A 19,285-nucleotide genomic window follows, 5' to 3' on the forward strand; every position below is an offset into this window, starting at 1 on the left:
AACTTAAAAAAACGGTAATAACTAATAAGTATATTGTCTCTAAATTGTTTTTGATATGGTTTAACACCCTATTCCATTGCAGATAAAATTTTATAATGTATTTTACCAATTACCCATTACCCATTACTTATTCTCACAGAGAATAAGTTAATTGTCTTGCGGGGGATTAGTAAATTCTGGAGTAGGCATGACTGGGATAACTACAGGTTTTGGTGTTGCGGCTTGGAGTTGACGCTGGGCTTCGTCACGGGCGTTAATTGCTTGGCTATAATCTGGTTTATGTTTAATGGCTTGCTCGTAGGATGCGATCGCTTCCTTATATTGTTTTAAACTAAATAAGGCATTTCCCCGACTATACCAACTTTCAATATGTTTTGGCCGGTAACGCACCGCTTTGTTATAAGATGCGATCGCCTCTTGATATTGCTGTAAAATGTATTGGGAGTTACCTAAACTATACCAAATCTCATAATTACTAGGCTTAATTGTTGCCGCTTTCTTATAAGATTCTATTGCCTCTGCATAGCGTTGATTTTGATGCTGTGACCAACCTCTGCCATACCATGCTTGATAATTATTAGGATTAAATTTTATGACTTGATTAAAAGATTCAAGGGCTTCGGGATAACGGCGTAAAATAATTAATACGTTACCTCTTGATAACCAAGCTATAGCATAATCTGTTTTATATTGTACTGCCTTATCATAAGCCTTAAAAGCATCTTCGTAACGGTTTAAATTAACTAATGAATTTCCTAAATTATACCAAGCTCTCTCATAATCTGATTTAATTTCAATGGCTTTATTATAGGCGTTTATGGCTTCATTATATTCTTTCATGCTTTGCAAAGCCAATCCCTTGTTATAAAAACTCTCATAAGCATCTGAGTTAAATTCAATGGCTTTATCATAAGATTTAATTGCTTGATCATACTGTTTTAAATTACTAAAAGCTTCCCCTCTAGCATTCCAGACTTCTGGATAATTTTCATTGAGTTGTAAAGCCTTATCAAAAGAGGCGATCGCTTCTGAATAACGCTGTAAATTTTGCAAACTAAAACCCCTGCCACTCCAAGCTTCTACATAATCTGGTTGGATTTGAATCGCCTTATCATAAGCTGTCAATGCGTCTTGATATTGTTTGAGCCGAAATAAAGTTTTACCTTTGCCCTGCCAAGCAGGAGCATAATCTGGTCTGATATCAACCGCTTGTTCATAAGCAGATAACGCGTCTTTATATCGTTGTAGTTCAAAAAAAGTATTACCTTTTTTCGCTAGGTCTGTAGCATTATTACTATTAATACTATTGACAACAAATACTGAAGCTATACCAGTTGCACTAGTTAATAAAATTGCTAATAATAGTTTGATGAATATACTTTTTTTAGTGTGATTAAATCTAAATTTGGCAGGTGGTAAAGTGGGAGTTATGGCGATCGTATTAGAAGCAGGTTGTGTTAATTCTGTGAGTGCTTGTAATGCAGTCGTCGCCGCCGCATAGCGTTGGCGGAAATCATAACACACCATTTTGTCTATAAATCTGGCAAACTCTGACGAGACTTGAGCATGATTTTGCCAGATAATTTCATGAGTATCGGCATCATGTTCTAGTTGATGGGGTAATAATCCCGTGAGTGCTTGAATTGCAACTATCCCCACAGCATAGATATCACTACTAAATTTGGGATTACCTTGCGCTTGTTCTCCGGGTATGTAACCTGGTGTACCAATAATCACAGTAGATTTATTTTCACCAGTGGGGGTCACTATTTGGGTGGTGATTTGCTTCACTGCCCCAAAGTCGATGAGAATTAACTTACCATCCTGTCGCCTAAGCAAATTTCGCGGATTAATGTCACGGTGAATTACATTTTGCTGATGGACAAATTCCAAGATGGTCAGAATCTCTTGTAATAGTATTGTTACCTCATCTTGAGTAAAGACCTTTCCTGGCGTTAATTCTTTACTCAGGTCGTGACCAGGGATAAATTCTTGTACCAGATAGAACTCTGCATCTTCCTCAAAATAAGCCAAAAGCTGAGGAATGCGATCGCAACTTCCCAACTTATATAAAACTTGCGCCTCTGTATCAAATAATCGCCTGGCTATTTCCAACGTAGCCGGATCATTTGCTTGGGGTTGGAGTTTTTTCACTACGCACTTAGGTAACCCTGGTAGATGAGTATCACAAGCCACAAAAGTTTCACCAAATCCCCCTCCTCCCAAGTGGCTAATAATTTGGTATCTTCCAACAAGTGTGTTTCCCAGCATCCAGTTTACCTACTTGAGTGCATTGTGTCTGATTCCAATCTTGCCACAGATTCTTTAAGGTGCGGGGAGAAGAAGTAGGGAGTATGGGGGAAGAACTAATAACAACTGACCACTAACAAATTTAATGATTCCTATTAGTGATAACTTACATTTTCGTGAACGTCCGATTATTAATTATTGGTTGATTGGTATTAATATTTTTATCTTCCTCTGGGAAATAAAACTAGAACTGAGTGGTGAATTAGGCTATTTCATTAACACTTGGGGTTTAGTTCCATCCCAAATTAGTACAGCGCTTCATAATGCACTGATAAATCCTGCGGCTTGGGTAGTAGTGTTTGGGCGTTTATTTTCTTTGTTGTTTGCCATATTTCTCCACGGCAGTTTTAGCCAAATATTGGGGAATATGTTATTTTTATGGGTGTTTGGTAAAGCAGTAGAGAATATTTTAGGACATAAGCATTATTTAGGATTTTATCTGGTCGCTGGCGTTGTCACAGGGTTAGCACAGATTATCATTGAACCAAATTTGACTGTACCACTTGTTGGTGCAAATGGAGCGATCGCCGCAGTTTTGGGAGCGTATATAATCAAGTTTCCTAATGTTAAAATAGACACCATTTTACCGTTAATTCTTATTTATATTCCCATTGAATTACCTGCTTCTTTCTATTCATTATGGTGGTATATTCAACAGTTATTCTATGGCATTGGTAGTTTAAACATTCCACCAATGGGAGTCAATCAACCCAGCCTAGCCTACTGGATGCAGCTTGTAGCCATGACTATTGGCGCAGCCTATATCCGAAAAAAATTCTGAAACACCTTTTCTGATAAACTCCGCCCTTGATACTCCCTGTCATCCGTATAAAAACATACGGTTATTGCTAAATACACTTTAGCAGTAGGTAATGGATAATAATCCAATTACCAATTACCCATTACCTGTTACCAAAATCCCTATCCCTTTGTAGTCAAGCATTTCAATGAAATTTGCCCCCCACTAAAATCAGCATTTTTGTTTAAGGAATCTATAATTACTTACCGTTTTGCTACTTCGATATTATAGGATGGACGGAGTGTTGTAAGGGGCTTGGGGCTATTATGGCTCGCTATACGTGTTCATTTGTGATTTCTATCCGTTTCGACTATCTCCAGCAATTACTTCTAGACTTGTTACAGGACTGTGATTTAGAAATTCAATACCACACACCTGATTACATTTTGGCCCGTGAGATTCCTGGGACTGTTCCTTTTCCTAAATTGGTAAAAGTGGAAGTACTGATTGATAAATCAACAGCTACCGAGACAGAAAGCCGGATGAGTATTGTGATTAAAAATGAAGAATTACCCCTCTACTTAGATAATCACTGCCGGCAAATATTTGACCTTGTTAAGCAGTCCATTGAACGTAGTCGCCATTGGCATCTTCTCGAAAGTCTGGCTGGCTAACATTGCGGCTCAAAATTAAAAATTGATATCTGTGGAGTTGGTAATTGGTAATTGGTAAAAACCAATTTGAGCGTTGCCAAAATTTAAGTATCTGTAGGGTGGGCAGCGCCCACCATATCACAATTTGGGTTGGTGAAACATTCCTTGTATCGCAAGGTAGGTAGAAGCCCCAGCGCCAGTTCTTTCAAGTCGAGAAACCCGCCCACAAGACTAGCTCCCCCTTGTGGGTGGCTGTTTTTAATGCGCGAATTTTGTAGCTTGCTTCCCGTAGGGTATTTTGAATTGATTCATAGTTCTTCTACATCCTCAGTCATACCAGGATTGATAAGTGTGATGTCATATTCACTAGCATCTGTTTGTCCTGAACGCTGAGTATTCTTTAACAAGTAGTAAATGGCACGTACTTTCGGGCCAAAAACTATCTCATCCTCGTTTTTTAAATCATGGGCTGGGAGTTTGCGGCCATTAATCATCAGACCGTTGGCGCTTGCTCTACCTTTACCATCACCATCGACAATGCGGTAATAATAACTATTATTTTTTGGCAGTCGCACTAATGTAGCATGGCGACGAGAGACAAACTGCGACACTAAACGAATGTTGGACTCTTTGTCTCTGCCAATGGAGTATAAAGGCTGGTCTAAAGAAAATTCTTTACGACCTTGGTCGTCTTCAAGAATTAATAGATGACTTTCAAGAGTTTCTGCTGTCATTGATACATCTTTGCCACAGTCAGTTGAAGTTGGACTCATCCAAGTTGCTTTGATTTATCCTAGCTGATTTTTTCCACACCAGCGTTAGCATAGCTTACCGTGGGTATCGCCTGCATTGGAGCAAGCTAATTATACTCTGCACAATGACACTGATTAGCGATCGCTCCACTGGCCAGAACGCCAGCGCACTTAGATTTATACTTCCAATAAAATCTCTCGACAAGTTACAGATTCAATCTGTCCGTTTCTTGCAAGTTCTAAACAACTATAAGGACTACCTCGCCAGCCTAACCTGAAAAGAGCGTATTTGTATCAAAAACAACTATATAAGATATCATTCTGATTCGTGCGTCAAATCATCTATAAAGTCTTCTCGCTCTTGTTCGGTCATAATATCCCAATTAAGCCCGCGTGACGAACTCAAAGAGCGCATCTGTAATTCTCCGTCATCAAGTCTACTTTGCCACCAAGCATCTTGTTCTGCTTTGATGGCTTGTAATATCATACGCTGTTCTGGAACTGCTAATTGCTTTACCAATGATATAACTTGCTCAATATTAAGTTGAAGTGTTGCCATGTTTTTAGTACCTCAAGCTTCAATAATAATGAGACATAGCACATTCTCATGAGATCATCATATCAAGGCGATCGCCACCTTTAACAGAGCGATCGCCGTCTAATTATCTCTGATTCATGACTATAGATTGGATTCTGAGGATTGTTTACTCTTTACATCCTGAAAATCTTGAATTTTGGCATATAAACTAGTAACTGTTTCTTGAGAAAACAGCTTTTCTTTCACTTGTAAATAATCGCCTTCACTTAGTTTACAGGTTGCCCAAAACTTCATTACTTTAGATGGTTCTAAGTGAGTGAGTAAAACTTGCATTACTTCTTATAAGTTTTCCTGTTCATTAATTACTTTTATTGTCATTTTCTACCTCAAAAATAAAATTATTTGGATTGATGACTGTGATTGATAAATTCTGACCTCGGTTGATTAGTCTCTTGTCGCAAGTGATAAAGTAATCGCTTTGAGAAGCTTCTGCACAAGCTACATGAAGTGCATCAATAGCTTTAACGCCTTCTTGTTCTAGCTGTTCTGCCCTGTTTCTAATATTTTCATCTACCAATACTCTCAAAGCAGCTATTTGTAAGTATCGATCCATTGATTGTTGATTGACCACAAAAGGGTTACGGCTATTTTCATATTCTAGAACTGAAGAACTCACTAATTCTATAAAAAACCCCTCTCCAAACCTCTCCCCTCCAAGGAGAGAGGCTTCAAAACCTTCATTTTTCGTTTTGAGCTTTCAAGATATTTAAGCCCCTCTCCGCGTCGGAGAGGGGTTGGGGAGAGGTCATCTAACTCACGTTTCACAACACCATCATTCGACCTCAGAACTAGAAGATTCTCCTTTGCAGCAAGAACATTCTCACTGGAAACAGGAAAGTTCTCGTTTGAAACAGAAACATTCTCGTTTGCAACACGAAAGTTCGGGTTCTGAACATGAAACTTTGAGTTCAAAACAGGAAACTTGGAGATAAAAGCTTGATTGATGCGGTTGGGAAGGTAAATTTTCGTGTTCTCGTTAGAGAGAATCGCGTAAATTTGCTAAATTCTCACGCACTCTCACAGTATTAGGATGATTCCCTCCTAAACTTCCCTCGAAAATAGTCAAAGCTTGAAGATAGAGAGGTTCGGCTTGGTCGTACTTTCCTTGGGAATCATAGAGCTTAGCCAAGTTGTTGAGGCTGATAGCGACTGAGGGATGATTGTCTCCTAGCAGGCGTTGTTTAAGTTCTAAAGCTTGGAGATACAGGGGTTCGGCTCGCTCGTAAATTCCTTGGGAATAGTAGAGATATGCCAAGTTGTTGAGGCTGGCTGCGACATCGGGATGATTGTCTCCCAGCAGGCGTTGTCTGAGTTCTAAAGCTTGGAGATACAGGGGTTCGGCTTGGTCGTACTTTCCTTGGGAATCGTAGAGTCTTGCCAAGTTGTTGAGGCTGGTGGCGACATTGGGATGATTGTCTCCCAGCAGGTGTTGTCTGAGTTCTAAAGCTTGGAGATACAGGGGTTCGGCTTGGTCGTACTTTCCTTGGGTGCGGTAGAGATATGCCAAGTTGTTGAGGCTGGTGGCGACATCGGGATGATTGTCTCCCAGCAGGCGTTGTCTGAGTTCTAAAGCTTGGAGATACAGGGGTTCGGCTTGGTCGTACTTTCCTTGGGAATCGTAGAGTTCAGCCAAGTTGTTGAGGCTGGTGGCGACATCGGGATGATTGTCTCCCAGCAGGCGTTTATGGAGTTCTAAAGCTTGGAGAAACAGAGGTTCGGCTTGGTCGTACTTTCCTTGGGAATCGTAGAGATATGCCAAGTTGTTGAGGCTGGTGGCGACATCGGGATGATTGTCTCCCAGCAGGCGTTTATGGAGTTCTAAAGCTTGGAGATACAGGGGTTCGGCTTGGTCGTACTTGCCTTGGAAATAGTAGAGTTCAGCCAAGTTGTTGAGGCTGGTGGCGACATCGGGATGATTGTCTCCCAAACGGTTTTGTACTGTTGATAAACACTGTGTTTTCCAAGGTTCGGCTTGGCTATATAGCCCTTGTCCTTGATAGAAGCTACCCAAGCCGACGAAAGGCAAAATGAAATTTTCATCACTGACGTATTGAATGAGATTGTTTGCTACTTCAGCTATGTGTGGTATGGCAAGGGAAACAGCGTTAATTTTTTCAAGGGTAGGAGTCTGAGGAATTTGTTTAGCAACTGCTACTATTACACCGCAAAATGATCGCCTAAATTCCTCCGCTTGCTCTAAACCTGTAAACTTAGATTGGAAAAATTCCCGCAGTAGGGGATGTAGTTGATAGATTCCTTCACCTTTGCGCTGGAGTAAATGCAGATTCAATAATTTATCATCCCGAATTTCCTCTAACTCATCCTCATCTTTCTCTGGTAAGCACTGTTCTACTAAGTTCCAGGGTATGGGTGCGGCTGCAAATAAACTAAGTACACAGCCTAATAACCTATCATCCTCTGCTAATTCCTGCCAACTCAACACAAAGGCGGCTTGCACTCCCCTTTGTGCTGTCATATCAGCATCTGGCTTGACAAGTGCAGGTTGTTCTAATCGCTTTTTCTCCAAACGCTGCATCATTGCTGATAAGGATAAATCTGGTTTTCGCGCCAAATATCGCCCCACCAACTCTAAACCCAAAGGCAAATACCCCAGCCATTCGCACAACTGTTTTGCTACATCTAATTCTCTCTCAATTCGCTCTGGTGTTTCTGCCAGCAAAGACCGTAACAACTGCAACGCTGCATCTGGTTGTAATACATCTAAAGATAGTTGCTTGATGGCTGCACCCAACTTTTGGCGGGTAGTCATCAACACTTTAAATCTGGAAGATGCGCCCTGTAGGTAAGGTCTGATTTGCTGATAATCTGTAACATCATCCACCACTAGCAGCACATTACCCTCACGCCAATTCCGCCAGCAGTATTGTACTTGTGCAGGTAAATCAAATTCTTCTGGTGGCTTTAAATCAAGCTGAGTTCTGGCAAACTGTACCACTTGCAAGCCCACATTCTCAGCTTTCGCCTGTAACCAGCACAGTCCACCTTTGTAGTTTTCGCGCTGAGTCATGGCATATTGCAAGGCGAGTTCTGTTTTACCCAGTCCACCCATTCCCAAAATAGCCGCAATCGCTACTTGGTTATTTTCCTGCAAAAGTTTATGGAGTTCTTGCAGTTCTTCATCGCGTCCCACAAATTTCACCACCCCACTCAGGGGTAAATTTTGCGGTATTTCAGGATTTAACCTTACCCGTTCCTGTTCGGGCGACTGTAGTCAGTTGTATGTGTTGTGCTGTTCCTGAATTGTGATTTGTTGGGCAACCATTGCCCCTTTTTCCGCTTGGATACTTTCTGCTAACTTGGCAAAGTTATTAACAATTGCTGGCTGCGCTTGAATTTCTGCGGATAATTTTTGAATTTCCTCAGCCTTGGGGGATTTATCTTGATTGATTGTGGCTTCTACTTCCCGCACTGATTGAGCAATTTCGGTGTCTTTATCGGCTGCGGCTTTCAACTCCAACACAGCTTGACCATAATCTAACGCCTGCTGTGTGTCTTCCTGTGACGTATTGGCTAACAAGGGCAGCTTATTTTTCTGGCGCAGCTTGGCGATTAACTCGTTACTTTTTTCTAATGCTGCTTCCCCCAGCTTTTCGCCTGTTTTTTCTAAAGCCTTAGTTAAAACTATAGTAGCGATCGCAGTTCCTACGGCTGTTAAGGTTACTGGTTCCATAACTTAACAATAATAATACGAGATTATACTTATGTTTCACAGTTTAGCGCATTAAGAAACGTCGAGTTTGGAACCTAACCCCAACCCCTTCCCTACAAGGGAAGGGGCTAAAAGTGGAGAATTTAGTGAAAAAATAACGGTTTTAAGCCTCTCCCCGCGTCGGGGAGAGGTTGGAGAGGGGTTCTTAATTTCGCTACCGATGAGCTAACCGACGCAATAACAGAGAGTTAGTCACTACACTAACTGAGCTGAATGCCATCAGTGCAGCTGCACCGGAAGGACTGAGGACAAAACCCCAGTTGGGCAGCAGAACACCTGCGGCTAGAGGGATACCGATGGTGTTGTAGGCGAAAGCCCAGAATAGATTTTGGCGGATTTTGTTGAAGGTGGCGCGGCTGAGATGAATTGATTCCACGACATCACTAATGCGATCGCGCATCAAAACAATCTGTGCGGTTTCCATTGCTACATCTGTACCTGAGTGTAAGGCAATACCTACGTCTGCTTGAGATAACGCCGGGGCATCGTTGATACCATCGCCAACCATTGCCACTTTAGCGCCAGATTTTGTTTGTAGTTCTTGAATAAAGGCGGCTTTTTTGGCGGGAGGAACACCAGCCATCACATCAGCCCTATCTATACCTAGTTGTTGGGCTATGGCGTGCGCTGCTTCTGGGCGATCGCCACTTAGCAGTATTACCCTTAAACCCATCTGACGCAATTTGTCTACTGTAGTTTGGGCATCTGGTCTGGTAGTATCTTGTACACCAATCAATCCCGCCAAACTCTCCCCAATTGCCACACCAACGACGGTTTTACCTTGGGTGGCGAGCTTTTGCGCTTCCTGTTGAGCAGTTTCACTCCAAGTAATTCCATGCCAACTCAACCAATCCCCGTTACCTAACAGCACAGTTTGACCGTCAACGACAGCAGAAACACCCATTCCTGGTTCAGTATGGAAGTCTACAGCCTCTGGAATCGATAACTGTTGCTGTTGTGCAGCTTGCTGAATCGCTCTAGCTAAGGGGTGATGTGTGCCGCTTTCCACTGCGGCTGCTAGTTGTATGAGGGAATGAGAGGGGTGTAGGGGTGTGGGGGTGTGGGGGTGTGGGGGTGTGGGGAAAAGACTTCTTTCCTGTTTGGCTGTGAAACTTATTTCATCGGGACTGCCTTCTGCAAATACAAGACAATCGGTGACAACGGGATTACCTGTGGTGAGAGTGCCGGTTTTATCAAAAACTACGGTGTCTAGTTGATGGGCTTTTTCTAAAACATCGCCACCCTTGATTAATAAACCCCGTTCTGCACCTATACCTGTGCCTACCAGAATCGCTGTAGGTGTGGCTAGTCCCAAGGCACAGGGACAGGCGACGACCATGACGGCGATCGCTAGTTTTAAACTAATTAAGAGTGGGGAGTTGTTGGTAATATGAGCGGCGTGGTTCATCATCATTTCCATATCACCACCGGATACGGTGATATCTGGCCAGATGTGAGTGCCGAAGCAATACCAGAAGATGAATGTTAATAAAGATGCTGTTAATATGCCGTAGGTAAAGTAACCTGCTACTGTATCGGCTAATTTTTGGATTGGGGCTTTGCGAGTTTGGGCTGCTTCTACCAAGGCGACGATGTGGGCGAGGGTGGTATCATTACCTGTGCGGGTGGCTTGGATAGCGATCGCCCCTGATTGGTTAATCGTTCCGGCTGTGACTATATCCCCTGGTTGCTTCATGACCGGCACAGCTTCCCCAGTCAACATCGACTCATCTAAAGTTGTCTGTCCAAAACGTACCTCCCCATCCACGGGGATTTTATCACCCGGTAATACTTGCAACCATTCTCCCACCCTTACCTGTTCAGCCGGGATTTCTACAGTATTTGTTCCCAGCCCCATCTTCTCTAGGTCTGGGTTAGCAATCAATCGTGCTACTTGTGGTTGCAGTGCTAACAGTTGTCTAAATGCCGCCGCCGCCTTACCTCTGGCTTGTTGTTCTAAGGTTCTGCCCAACAAAATAAACCCCAGCATCATCACTGGTTCATCAAAGAAGCACTCCCAACCCATTTGCGGAAACAGCAGCGCCACAACGCTGGCTGTGTAGGCTGTCAGCGTTCCCAATCCCACCAAGGTATTCATGTTAGGTGCATTCCGCCGCCAACCAAGCCACCCATCAACTAAAATAGGGCGACCGGGAATTAGTAAGGCAACTGTTGCTAGTCCAAAGTGGAACCAAATGTTATTTAATATGGGCAGAATTGAATTGCCAATGTTGCCCAAATGCCCGATCCCCGAAAAGACCAGCAGCACAGCAGCAATCATTAACTGCCGGAATGCTGTCTGCATTTGTTGGCGTTGTCTTGCGGCTGAGTCTTCTATTGTTGATTCACTTGCCTTACTGTTGGCTTTTCGCGGTTGAGTAGGAAATCCAGCAGATGTCAATCGCTGTGCCAACATATCTGGATCTACCAGACCGACTTCCGACTCTACCACCGCTACCTCTGTAGCCAAATTCACACAGGCGTTCTTCACACCTGAATATTGGGTGAGCTGTCGCTCTACTGCCTTTACACACCCAGCACACTTCATCCCTCCGACATCCAGAATAATTTTCTCTAGTGTGGGGGTGAGTTCTGGGTCAAGCTGAGTTTGTGGGACAAGTTGCATGGCAAGTGTTGAGATTCGCTACGAAGATTAGACACTTGATGATAAGCATCTCTACTTCGAGCGTAGGCGAAATTTTGAACTATGACTGATTGTCATTACCATTTATTTTATTAAGATATGGCACTCATCTCACGTTTTTGGGTCTGGGGATGGGGGAAGGCAGGGGAAGAACTAATGACCAATGACTATTGTTTGGTGTTAATTACGACTCCATTTTGTCGTTTTTACGTAGGCGATCGCTACCATTTGCACTGGTATAAAGGCAATCAGGCTTTTCCAAAAATAGTGAATTTCTAAGTTAGACATAGCACTGAAATACCCCACACCCACCAACAAGCACATAGCCCAAATCATGTGTTTCCGTTTCATTATCAGTATATTGATTGGGATGAAGAAAGCAGGGGAAGAACAATTCAAAAAAAGAGTGAGGAGCAGGGGAAGATTAATGATTAATGACAACGGACAACTGACCACTGACTAATTTAAAACCAACTTTGTTTATTCACTAAATAAGTATTGACAAATTCTTCAGGGGTTTTGTTTAAGTAGATCATGCCTTCAATTAATCCTACCAGTTGCATAATTAACAAAGTAATTCCGTAGGAAAAAGAACCACCAACTAAGGTGATCACTAACATAACGAACCCTTCGGCGGCATAGCCTAAAATGAATTTATGAATACCAAAGCCACCAAAAATAATGCCACAGTAACCAGCTAGTAATTGTTTGTTGGTTTGAGTAGGGTTAAGATTTGCCATAGGTAGGTTACTCCTAAAAAATAGTATAAAATTACAGTTTTTATTGCATTTGGAACTTACGCACCCAAGTTGTCTGTTGAGACTGGGTGTAAGGGTGTAAGGTTTTTAAACATTTACACGCCTATACCCTTGCCTAAACCCTTGTCCAAAGCCTTAAATTTTTATTTTCATGCGTAAGTTATAGTATTAATTTTTCAAAAACATACTCACCTAGTAAACATATTTTTACTTAGTTATTAGTTGGCTTTTTTACTATATAGCTGTCGCCAATAGTGTTAGGACATCAATAGATGATACAACCTAGACACAAAAAGACTTTTCCCCCAGTCCCCAGTCCCTAGCTATATCGCCAGAAAACAGTCATCTGCCATAAACATAGGTGACATCTTTATGATATGAGACATCGCCTGATTCTATAGTGTTCCTACATAGCTAGATATAATGCTAATTACATAAACTAAAACATAAGTATTACAGTATTTTGAGAAAAATTAATCTTTCGAGAGAATTAATTCACATTAGTCAGTGAAAATGCCTGTAATATATCACTTTCTACAAGTACATCAGTGTTATCTCCGGATTTTTTGGAGACTGTTACAAGTAAGATGATAATCTCTCATAGAAATTACCTTTGTTTGGTATAGTATCAAATCAATGATTCAGCTAAAATTAAGTCATCTAACTACTTATGGGGAGAGATATAACTTAAATCTTTATTTAGTTGTCAGCTGCTGTAGGGTCAGGTGAGGATTGAATGGGTAAGTTAATGAATAACTATGTCTATTTATCTAAATGATACTCAAAGTCCATCCAGAGTTTTGTAATCTATTTAACAATATGCGTAGTAATAGTTTTGTTACGCCATGTAGGGTGCGTCAGTAAGATAGAATCTGACTATACTCAGACATTATTCATACTGACCAAAGAGGCAGGTGAGCAGGGGGAAGGGAACAGAGGAGAAGTCCCTACCCTTGTCTCACAGATCCCTGTTCCTCTTCTTTGACGCACCCTAGCAAACCATCTATTTCGGATAATTTATTTTTTGGTGTTGTCTAATTACTACTACCTAAGAGAAACAGACTGAGTAGTGTGCCACTATTCCAGAGACTATGGAGAAGTATAGGAGCCAGGAGGTTACGCGATCGCGTGTATACTACTCCTAAAACGATACCTAAAGCTGTGAGTGGCAGTATTTCTGACAAACTGAGGTGGGCGACGGCAAACAATACAGCACTGGCTATGATTGCTCCCCAAACGGGTATGTAACGCGTCAAGGAAGGTAATAAGAATCCGCGAAACAGAACTTCTTCAAATAAAGGAGCAGCGATCGCAGCTGTCACGTAAAATATGCTCAATGCTGTAAAGTCTTGGCTTTCCAGTGCCAGTTGTAATAGAGGATTGCTACCACCCTGTCCTTGCCATAGCTGTTGATTAATCAAAGACACAATCACAACTATTGGTAAAGCTGCACAATAACCACCTAGTCCCCAGAGAAACCAATTATCTCGCAGGCGGAAACGAAACCAATATTGGGGTAACGGGAAAAAACGTTTAATTGAGAAATATAAGACTGATAGCGCGCCTGAGGCTACCAATAGATAACTGATGAAGACGGAAATGGCTTGTAGTCGGACATCAACGATGGGGCGAGGTATGGGGAGTAGCACCAACAAGGAAGGAACAAAAATTTGCCCCATGAAGAAAAAGCCCACAACAAAAACCAAAAGAATTGTTTCTACATCCCAAGGTGTTGACCAAGCTAACTCAGCATTCTGTCCCAACAAGGCTTCTTTTCCCTTGATCAAACGTTGAGCAATTAAGAAAATTAACAGTATCGTTCCTACTAACGCTGCTAGGCTAGGAACAGTTGCGATCGCCGCTAATTTAAATACAGCTTGAGCCGCAGCCTCTTGCTGTGTCGATTGTACTTGTGTTAAAGCGTCTTGTCGTTGCTGGAGTTGGTAAAGCTGAATCAAAGCTGTGGAGCGAAACCAGCCTTCTAAATTATGCTGGATTAACTGTTGAGCATCGGGAAACAGTCGTGGGGGATCACTCCACAGTCCACTCAACACGGCCGCAGTTTGCTCAATTTCTGTGCTGAGTTCTAAAGTGTCTGAACGCTTTTGTAATTCGCTCCAAGTTTTGATGGCTGTTTCTATCTGTCCTTGCTTTGCCTGCAAAATTCCTAGTTTTAAGTCTAATTCAGCCGAAAATTTTTGCAGTTCCTGGAGAGATTTCTGCAATTGCTTTTCTTTGTCATTACGAGAAGTATTTGTGGTAGGAGGAACGTCTGGTAAGGGTTTAGGCGGTGCAGGATTTTGGGATGAAGAACGCAGTTGTGCAAGTTGGTTTTGAGTTTTCGTCAAATTGGTTTGCACAGATTGACGGGTTTTTTCATATTCCTTGGTAGCGTTTTCCAGAGGTTTTTCCCCCAAAATTGCCTCTTGAATTACTTGGGGGCTATCATCGTTGCTATCCTCTGGTTGCCAAGCTTGTGCTTGCAGGGCAATATTAGTTTGGTATAGTTCCAAACGACTTTGAAACTGTGGTTCTTGCAAACTACCAAATAAAGACGAAACTGCTAAAAAAGCCGCTATCGGCGTGAGTACAAAAAATAAAACCAACCGCTTGATGGTCATCTATCCCCCTTTGACAAACCAGTAGGGAGCTGACTCCCCTTAGGAATTATCGCAAGAAAAAGTAATAGGTGGATAGATTCGCTCAATAAGATTGGCGTGAATAACTCTATGGATACATGAATTGACAAAGATCCTCTCAAGATTTGCCTAAAACTTTCGGATCTAACACGATTTGGGAACCAGATTGATTGACGTGATAAACCCAAGATTGATTCCCCACTCGTACCACCACTTCCCAACCTTGGACTGGTCTATATTCTTTGGTGCAGATTTCCCCAAAGTTAAACTCGCAGGGATTCCCAAAGGTTCTGCGTGTGACTTTGGTAATTTCTATGTTCCGTCTGGGTACACGAGAACGTCTAGCTGCATCTGTGAGAATATTATTAGCGATCGCTCGCGGTAGTTGGCTATTTTCGCCTACATTAGCTTTAGGATCGAGGACTATTTGGGAGCCAGATTGATTGACGTGATAAATCCAAGATTGATTCCCCACTCGCACCACCACTTCCCAACCTTGAACTGGTCGATATTCTTTGGTGCAGATTTCCCCAAAGTTAAACTCACAGGGATTCCCAAAGGTTCTGCGTGTGACTTTGGTAATTTCTATGTTCCGTCTGGGTACACGAGAACGTCTAGCTGCATCTGTGAGAATATTATTAGCGATCGCTCGCGGTAGTTGGCTATTTTCACCTACATTGGCTTTAGGATCGAGGACTATTTGGGAGCCAGATTGATTGACATGATAAACCCAAGATTGATTCCCCACTCGTACCACCACTTCCCAACCTTGGACTGGTCGATATTCTTTGGTGCAGATTTCCCCAAAGTTAAACTCACAGGGGTTCCCAAAGGTTCTTCGTGTGGCTTGAGTGATTCTTAAATTAGTGATTCTGATTCCAGAACGTCGGGAAGCATCATTGAGTACTGCTCTAGCGACGTAACCAGGTAAGCGATTCTGAGAGTTTTGAGATAGTTCTATCGATTCTGTTGCTGGTGTAGCTGTAGCTCTATAGTCACCAGCCAAACTGAGTCCAGAAGATAGCAGGCTAGTTAACGCCAGAGTCAAAACTAACTTTTTAGCGAACTGATGATGTCTGTTAATTACAGGGGGTAATTCAATGATGGGTTTCATAAAACCTCTTGATATGATTCGTATCTTGACTAAAAGACGAATAATAAACACCTAATGGCTATCTAGTTTCATAAAAATCATCAATTATTGAAGACTTTTTGGACAAAGCACATTACCCGCTTGTTGCCTCCCCTACTTAAGATTGACTTTATGAATAGTCTCTAACTATTTAGCCTGTTCATCATGTTCAACTACTTCCGATTTCTCTGTTAATGGTTTGACAACTCGTGCGATCGCTTCCTGCACAAATGCTTTAATAAACTCATCCCGGCGATTCATTTGAAATTGCTTCTGCACTACCTCCGTCATCCCCCCATCGCCCCAATCTTGGTCATGACGAAAATATTCAATGAAACTTTTACCTGCAATTCTGGTTAAATAAGCGGCTGTTACCCCTTGAATGGCTTTGCCAATCACAAAAGTGGCAACATTTAGTTGTAAGGCTGTGGTTAGTAATTGAATTGCTCCCTTGACAATACCTAAACTAGCAATCGTCTTGGCTAAGGAAAGGGCTAATTCTCGTCCCCGTTCCATGTTCAATTCACAACCATAGACTCTACCAATTTCTACAACCATTTGGGCATTCACAGCCGCAGTTACCAGTAAATCTACTACAGGTAAAGGTGTAACTGATACCACACCCGCCCCAATCCACTGAAAACGCTCGACAATTTTATCAGCTTGGCGGCGACGTTGCGCGTCTATGAGTTTGCGGGCTTCTTCTCCTAAACGCAGAGATTGTAAAAGAATATTATCCGCCACCAAATCCTCACCCTCAGCCCGTAAAATCGCCGCCATCCGCCGCAATAAGGGGACAATATCTGGTTCTGGTTGGAATGGTTCCCCTGTTTCTAATTGTGCCGCTTCGGGGTTAGCTGCGATCGCTACGACATCATTTGTAGCAATAAATCCCAGCACTCGTTGGCGTAACCGTGCCAAAATCGCCTCTTTATCTTCATCTGTATACAAGTCGGTTTTGTTGAGAACTAGGAGCGATCGCTTACCAATTTCCGCTAAACTTTTCAAAGGCTCATATTCTGAGCGTCTTAAATCATTATCCACCACAAATAATAGTAAGTCTGCCTCTGTTGCCAATGCCCTGGCTAGTTGTTCCCGCTCTGTTCCCGCCACCCCAGCTTCTAAAATCCCTGGCGTATCTGTAATTAAAATCTTCCTTTCCAACCCCTTCAAGCGCAAACAGTAAGTTTCTCCTACTTGGGTTGTCCCCATTGGTGCATCTACCTTGCCTACCATTCGTCCCATAATTGCATTGACTAAGGAAGTTTTGCCAGCACTCCCTGTCCCAAACACCACTACTTGAATTTCACCCCGTGCTAAGTTGGCTTCAATCTCTTTGGAACGACTTAATAAAGCTTGGCGCGCTACTTCATCTTGAATTTGCGACACCTGTTGCCGCACCGCCTGTAAAGTAGATGAAGCCGCATCAGATTTAGCAGCCGGGATTTGCGCTGCTGTCACGCGGCGACGGTTACGGCGGGAACGTTGTTCACCAGCCTGCAACACCATCACATAATAGACAAAAGCCGCAACTAAGCAGCCGATGAGGACAATCAGCAGTAATAACAGCAAATTGCCCAGTAATGGGGAATAAGATAATTGCCAGTAAAGACGTGAGAGGGAATCAATCAGCCACAGGGCAAGTCCCAGTATGACAATTAAACCAACAATCAGCGTGACTATGCGCGACAGAGGCATGGGTGAGGGCGGTAAAGATTAAATAGGCAGATGCTTCTGATCTTATAAGATGAGTTAAGACTGATATATCCTTCTCGCTAGAGATACAATCCAATTACCCATTACCCATTACCCATCTTCCCTGTAGGTGAGGATTTTAAAAGCAGTGTAAATAAAAGGGTTTAAGACCCTTACGTCTATACGTAGTGGCGTGTCTAGACTAAAATAGTGCATAAAAATAACTCTTGTGGTGTGAGCAAGATGCCAATTCCACAAGACAGTCGCTACATTTTGGATATTTTTTTATCTGGAAGTCCCTTATCGCAATTATCAAAAAAGAAGATGTAAATAAACAGTCAAATTTTAAATAGCCACACCCTGATAGAAGTGTGTGAGTTAACTTTTTGATCAGGTAAACTCTTGCTTTCCCAGCTTAAATTGCTGTAGATTCTGGTATTTCAAACTTATAACCGTAACCGCGAACAGTTTTAATAAACTCCGGTATACTGGTATCAGATTCTAACTTCTTACGTAGTTGTCCGATGTGTACGTCAACCACCCGTCCATCTCCTACATAGTCACAACCCCAAATTTTTTGAATTAATTGAGGACGGCTCCAAGCTTGACCAGGATGACTAGCTAAGAAATGGAGAATATTAAACTCCAAAGCGGTGAGATTCAGAGGTTTATCGTTAAGAGTTACCTCTCTTCCTTCTGGGTTAATTGCTAACTGCTTAAATATCAAGCGTTGTGAAGGAGAAGGTTTAATAGAGCGGATACGTCTTAAAAGAGCTTGGACGCGAACTTCAATTTCAGCCAAACTAAATGGCTTCGTAATGAAGTCATCAGCACCAGCAGCCAGGATTCTAATTTTGTCAGCTTCCTCTGTTCTTCCAGTCAAGATCATCACCAAGACGTTATTACGGCTCTGCATTTCTTGGCAAAGACTGTAGCCACTGGTGTCTGGAAGATTCCAATCAAGAATCACCAAGGCTGGGTTAAATTGCTCAAACAATGACAAAGCTGTTTTACCATCTGCCGCAGACTCTATTTGATATTTGCGGCTTAAAAAGCGATATATGAGGTTACGGACTCCAAAATCGTCATCTACAACAAGAATTTTGGGGTTTGTAGCGGAAAGCATCACCATATTGTTTCAGCGATTGTTATGGCCTATTGTTTATCTAGCGTTTTGCTGTTTGTTATGCTCCTACACAAGAGACAGCCGTTAAGGTGATTGTGTTATGAGCGCTTCTAGTAAGGAGCGTTGGTTGAGGTCTACCTCTAGTGAATACGTAGACCAACAATATCTGACAGGAATACATTATTTCTGTATTACTTAGCTACACTTAATTTTCCATTAAATTTCTGAAAAGTTCAGCCATGATTATGCAAACAAAATGTATGACTTTTGTATAACCTTGGTATGTCTTTCTGCTTACGTGCTAAAATTACGAATCTTCACTGTTGAGAGAAGTCGATAGTTTTCAGTGTGTTTCCCGATTTGTAGAACTTCTCTAAATCAATCTAGTCGGCTTCAAAATCAAGCGACGAAACAATCCATTTAAAAAATCCGTAGTATAGTCTACTCTGATTTAACTCATGGAAAAACTACCTACGGGGAGATATGAGTATTTGTCCGGAGTGTGTCTA

At 42.2% G+C, this 19,285-nt stretch carries 16 protein-coding genes; 2 read left to right on the forward strand and 14 right to left on the reverse strand.

The genetic code is table 11. The features are described from left to right. Positions 1–147 precede the first annotated feature (147 nt). Positions 148–2,271 (reverse strand): serine/threonine-protein kinase, encoded by a 2,124-nt coding sequence (locus ACN222_RS18875; protein WP_010997914.1) that lies wholly within the window; start codon positions 2,269–2,271, stop codon positions 148–150. 124 nt (positions 2,272–2,395) lie between these two features. Between ACN222_RS18875 and ACN222_RS18880 the strand changes: the two genes are divergently transcribed. Together ACN222_RS18880 and ACN222_RS18885 are read left to right on the forward strand one after the other, a co-directional pair. After that, positions 2,396–3,091 carry a rhomboid family intramembrane serine protease gene (locus ACN222_RS18880; RefSeq protein WP_010997915.1) on the forward strand — a complete coding sequence of 232 codons (696 nt, stop codon included), beginning with the start codon at positions 2,396–2,398 and terminating at the stop codon, positions 3,089–3,091. A gap of 284 nt (positions 3,092–3,375) precedes the next feature. Further along, a complete protein-coding gene (locus ACN222_RS18885) occupies positions 3,376–3,723 on the forward strand; it encodes a hypothetical protein (RefSeq protein ID WP_010997916.1) in 348 nt (115 codons plus the stop codon). Positions 3,724–4,010: 287 nt separating this feature from the next. On the opposite strand, the gene ACN222_RS18890 is transcribed toward ACN222_RS18885, so the two are convergent. From ACN222_RS18890 to ACN222_RS18950, 13 genes are all read right to left on the reverse strand, one after another. Further along, positions 4,011–4,475 (reverse strand): FHA domain-containing protein, encoded by a 465-nt coding sequence (locus ACN222_RS18890; protein WP_010997917.1) that lies wholly within the window; start codon positions 4,473–4,475, stop codon positions 4,011–4,013. 295 nt (positions 4,476–4,770) lie between these two features. Next, positions 4,771–5,013 carry a hypothetical protein gene (locus tag ACN222_RS18895; protein ID WP_010997918.1) on the reverse strand — a complete coding sequence of 81 codons (243 nt, stop codon included), beginning with the start codon at positions 5,011–5,013 and terminating at the stop codon, positions 4,771–4,773. A gap of 120 nt (positions 5,014–5,133) precedes the next feature. Then, the gene (locus ACN222_RS18900) at positions 5,134–5,325 is read right to left on the reverse strand and encodes a hypothetical protein (RefSeq protein ID WP_010997919.1); all 192 of its coding nucleotides are present in this window, start codon (positions 5,323–5,325) and stop codon (positions 5,134–5,136) included. A gap of 25 nt (positions 5,326–5,350) precedes the next feature. Further along, positions 5,351–5,668: a PIN domain-containing protein gene (locus ACN222_RS18905; RefSeq protein ID WP_010997920.1), complete on the reverse strand. Its 318-nt coding sequence runs from the start codon at positions 5,666–5,668 to the stop codon at positions 5,351–5,353. Positions 5,669–6,028: 360 nt separating this feature from the next. Next, entirely contained in the window at positions 6,029–8,212 is a 2,184-nt protein-coding gene (locus ACN222_RS18910; RefSeq protein ID WP_044523200.1) for a tetratricopeptide repeat protein, read from the reverse strand. Positions 8,213–8,284: 72 nt separating this feature from the next. Next, positions 8,285–8,743, reverse strand: a complete 459-nt coding sequence (locus tag ACN222_RS18915) for a hypothetical protein (RefSeq protein ID WP_010997922.1) — start codon at positions 8,741–8,743, stop codon at positions 8,285–8,287. A 193-nt stretch (positions 8,744–8,936) separates the two neighbouring features. Continuing rightward, entirely contained in the window at positions 8,937–11,408 is a 2,472-nt protein-coding gene (locus tag ACN222_RS18920) for a heavy metal translocating P-type ATPase (RefSeq protein ID WP_096637176.1), read from the reverse strand. 198 nt (positions 11,409–11,606) lie between these two features. After that, positions 11,607–11,777, reverse strand: a complete 171-nt coding sequence (locus ACN222_RS18925) for a hypothetical protein (protein WP_199315745.1) — start codon at positions 11,775–11,777, stop codon at positions 11,607–11,609. Between the two features lie 113 nt (positions 11,778–11,890). After that, complete coding sequence (locus tag ACN222_RS18930) at positions 11,891–12,166, reverse strand: TM2 domain-containing protein (RefSeq protein ID WP_010997925.1); 276 nt, start codon at positions 12,164–12,166, stop codon at positions 11,891–11,893. 1,052 nt (positions 12,167–13,218) lie between these two features. Next, complete coding sequence (locus ACN222_RS18935) at positions 13,219–14,805, reverse strand: CPBP family intramembrane glutamic endopeptidase (RefSeq protein WP_010997926.1); 1,587 nt, start codon at positions 14,803–14,805, stop codon at positions 13,219–13,221. 136 nt (positions 14,806–14,941) lie between these two features. Next, a complete protein-coding gene (locus tag ACN222_RS18940; RefSeq protein WP_044521933.1) occupies positions 14,942–15,937 on the reverse strand; it encodes a hypothetical protein in 996 nt (331 codons plus the stop codon). A gap of 165 nt (positions 15,938–16,102) precedes the next feature. Further along, on the reverse strand, positions 16,103–17,653 hold the full coding sequence (locus ACN222_RS18945) for a YcjF family protein (protein ID WP_010997928.1): 1,551 nt from the start codon (positions 17,651–17,653) through the stop codon (positions 16,103–16,105). Between the two features lie 412 nt (positions 17,654–18,065). Next, positions 18,066–18,782 carry a response regulator transcription factor gene (locus ACN222_RS18950; RefSeq protein ID WP_010997929.1) on the reverse strand — a complete coding sequence of 239 codons (717 nt, stop codon included), beginning with the start codon at positions 18,780–18,782 and terminating at the stop codon, positions 18,066–18,068. Positions 18,783–19,285: the final 503 nt, after the last annotated feature.

The sequence above is a fragment of the Anabaena sp. FACHB-595 genome (genome assembly GCF_048568275.1).
In the GTDB taxonomy this organism is placed as follows: Bacteria; Cyanobacteriota; Cyanobacteriia; order Cyanobacteriales; family Nostocaceae; genus Trichormus.

Bases quoted from the DNA above. Each gene is read 5' to 3' on its own strand.
- ACN222_RS18875 (WP_010997914.1), bottom strand. From the start codon at position 2,271: ATGCTGGGAAACACACTTGTTGGAAGATACCAAATTATTAGCCACTTG.
- ACN222_RS18880 (WP_010997915.1), top strand. From the start codon at position 2,396: ATGATTCCTATTAGTGATAACTTACATTTTCGTGAACGTCCGATTATT.
- ACN222_RS18885 (WP_010997916.1), top strand. From the start codon at position 3,376: ATGGCTCGCTATACGTGTTCATTTGTGATTTCTATCCGTTTCGACTAT.
- ACN222_RS18890 (WP_010997917.1), bottom strand. From the start codon at position 4,475: ATGAGTCCAACTTCAACTGACTGTGGCAAAGATGTATCAATGACAGCA.
- ACN222_RS18895 (WP_010997918.1), bottom strand. From the start codon at position 5,013: ATGGCAACACTTCAACTTAATATTGAGCAAGTTATATCATTGGTAAAG.
- ACN222_RS18900 (WP_010997919.1), bottom strand. From the start codon at position 5,325: ATGCAAGTTTTACTCACTCACTTAGAACCATCTAAAGTAATGAAGTTT.
- ACN222_RS18915 (WP_010997922.1), bottom strand. From the start codon at position 8,743: ATGGAACCAGTAACCTTAACAGCCGTAGGAACTGCGATCGCTACTATA.
- ACN222_RS18920 (WP_096637176.1), bottom strand. From the start codon at position 11,408: ATGCAACTTGTCCCACAAACTCAGCTTGACCCAGAACTCACCCCCACA.
- ACN222_RS18925 (WP_199315745.1), bottom strand. From the start codon at position 11,777: ATGAAACGGAAACACATGATTTGGGCTATGTGCTTGTTGGTGGGTGTG.
- ACN222_RS18930 (WP_010997925.1), bottom strand. From the start codon at position 12,166: ATGGCAAATCTTAACCCTACTCAAACCAACAAACAATTACTAGCTGGT.
- ACN222_RS18935 (WP_010997926.1), bottom strand. From the start codon at position 14,805: ATGACCATCAAGCGGTTGGTTTTATTTTTTGTACTCACGCCGATAGCG.
- ACN222_RS18940 (WP_044521933.1), bottom strand. From the start codon at position 15,937: ATGAAACCCATCATTGAATTACCCCCTGTAATTAACAGACATCATCAG.
- ACN222_RS18945 (WP_010997928.1), bottom strand. From the start codon at position 17,653: ATGCCTCTGTCGCGCATAGTCACGCTGATTGTTGGTTTAATTGTCATA.
- ACN222_RS18950 (WP_010997929.1), bottom strand. From the start codon at position 18,782: ATGGTGATGCTTTCCGCTACAAACCCCAAAATTCTTGTTGTAGATGAC.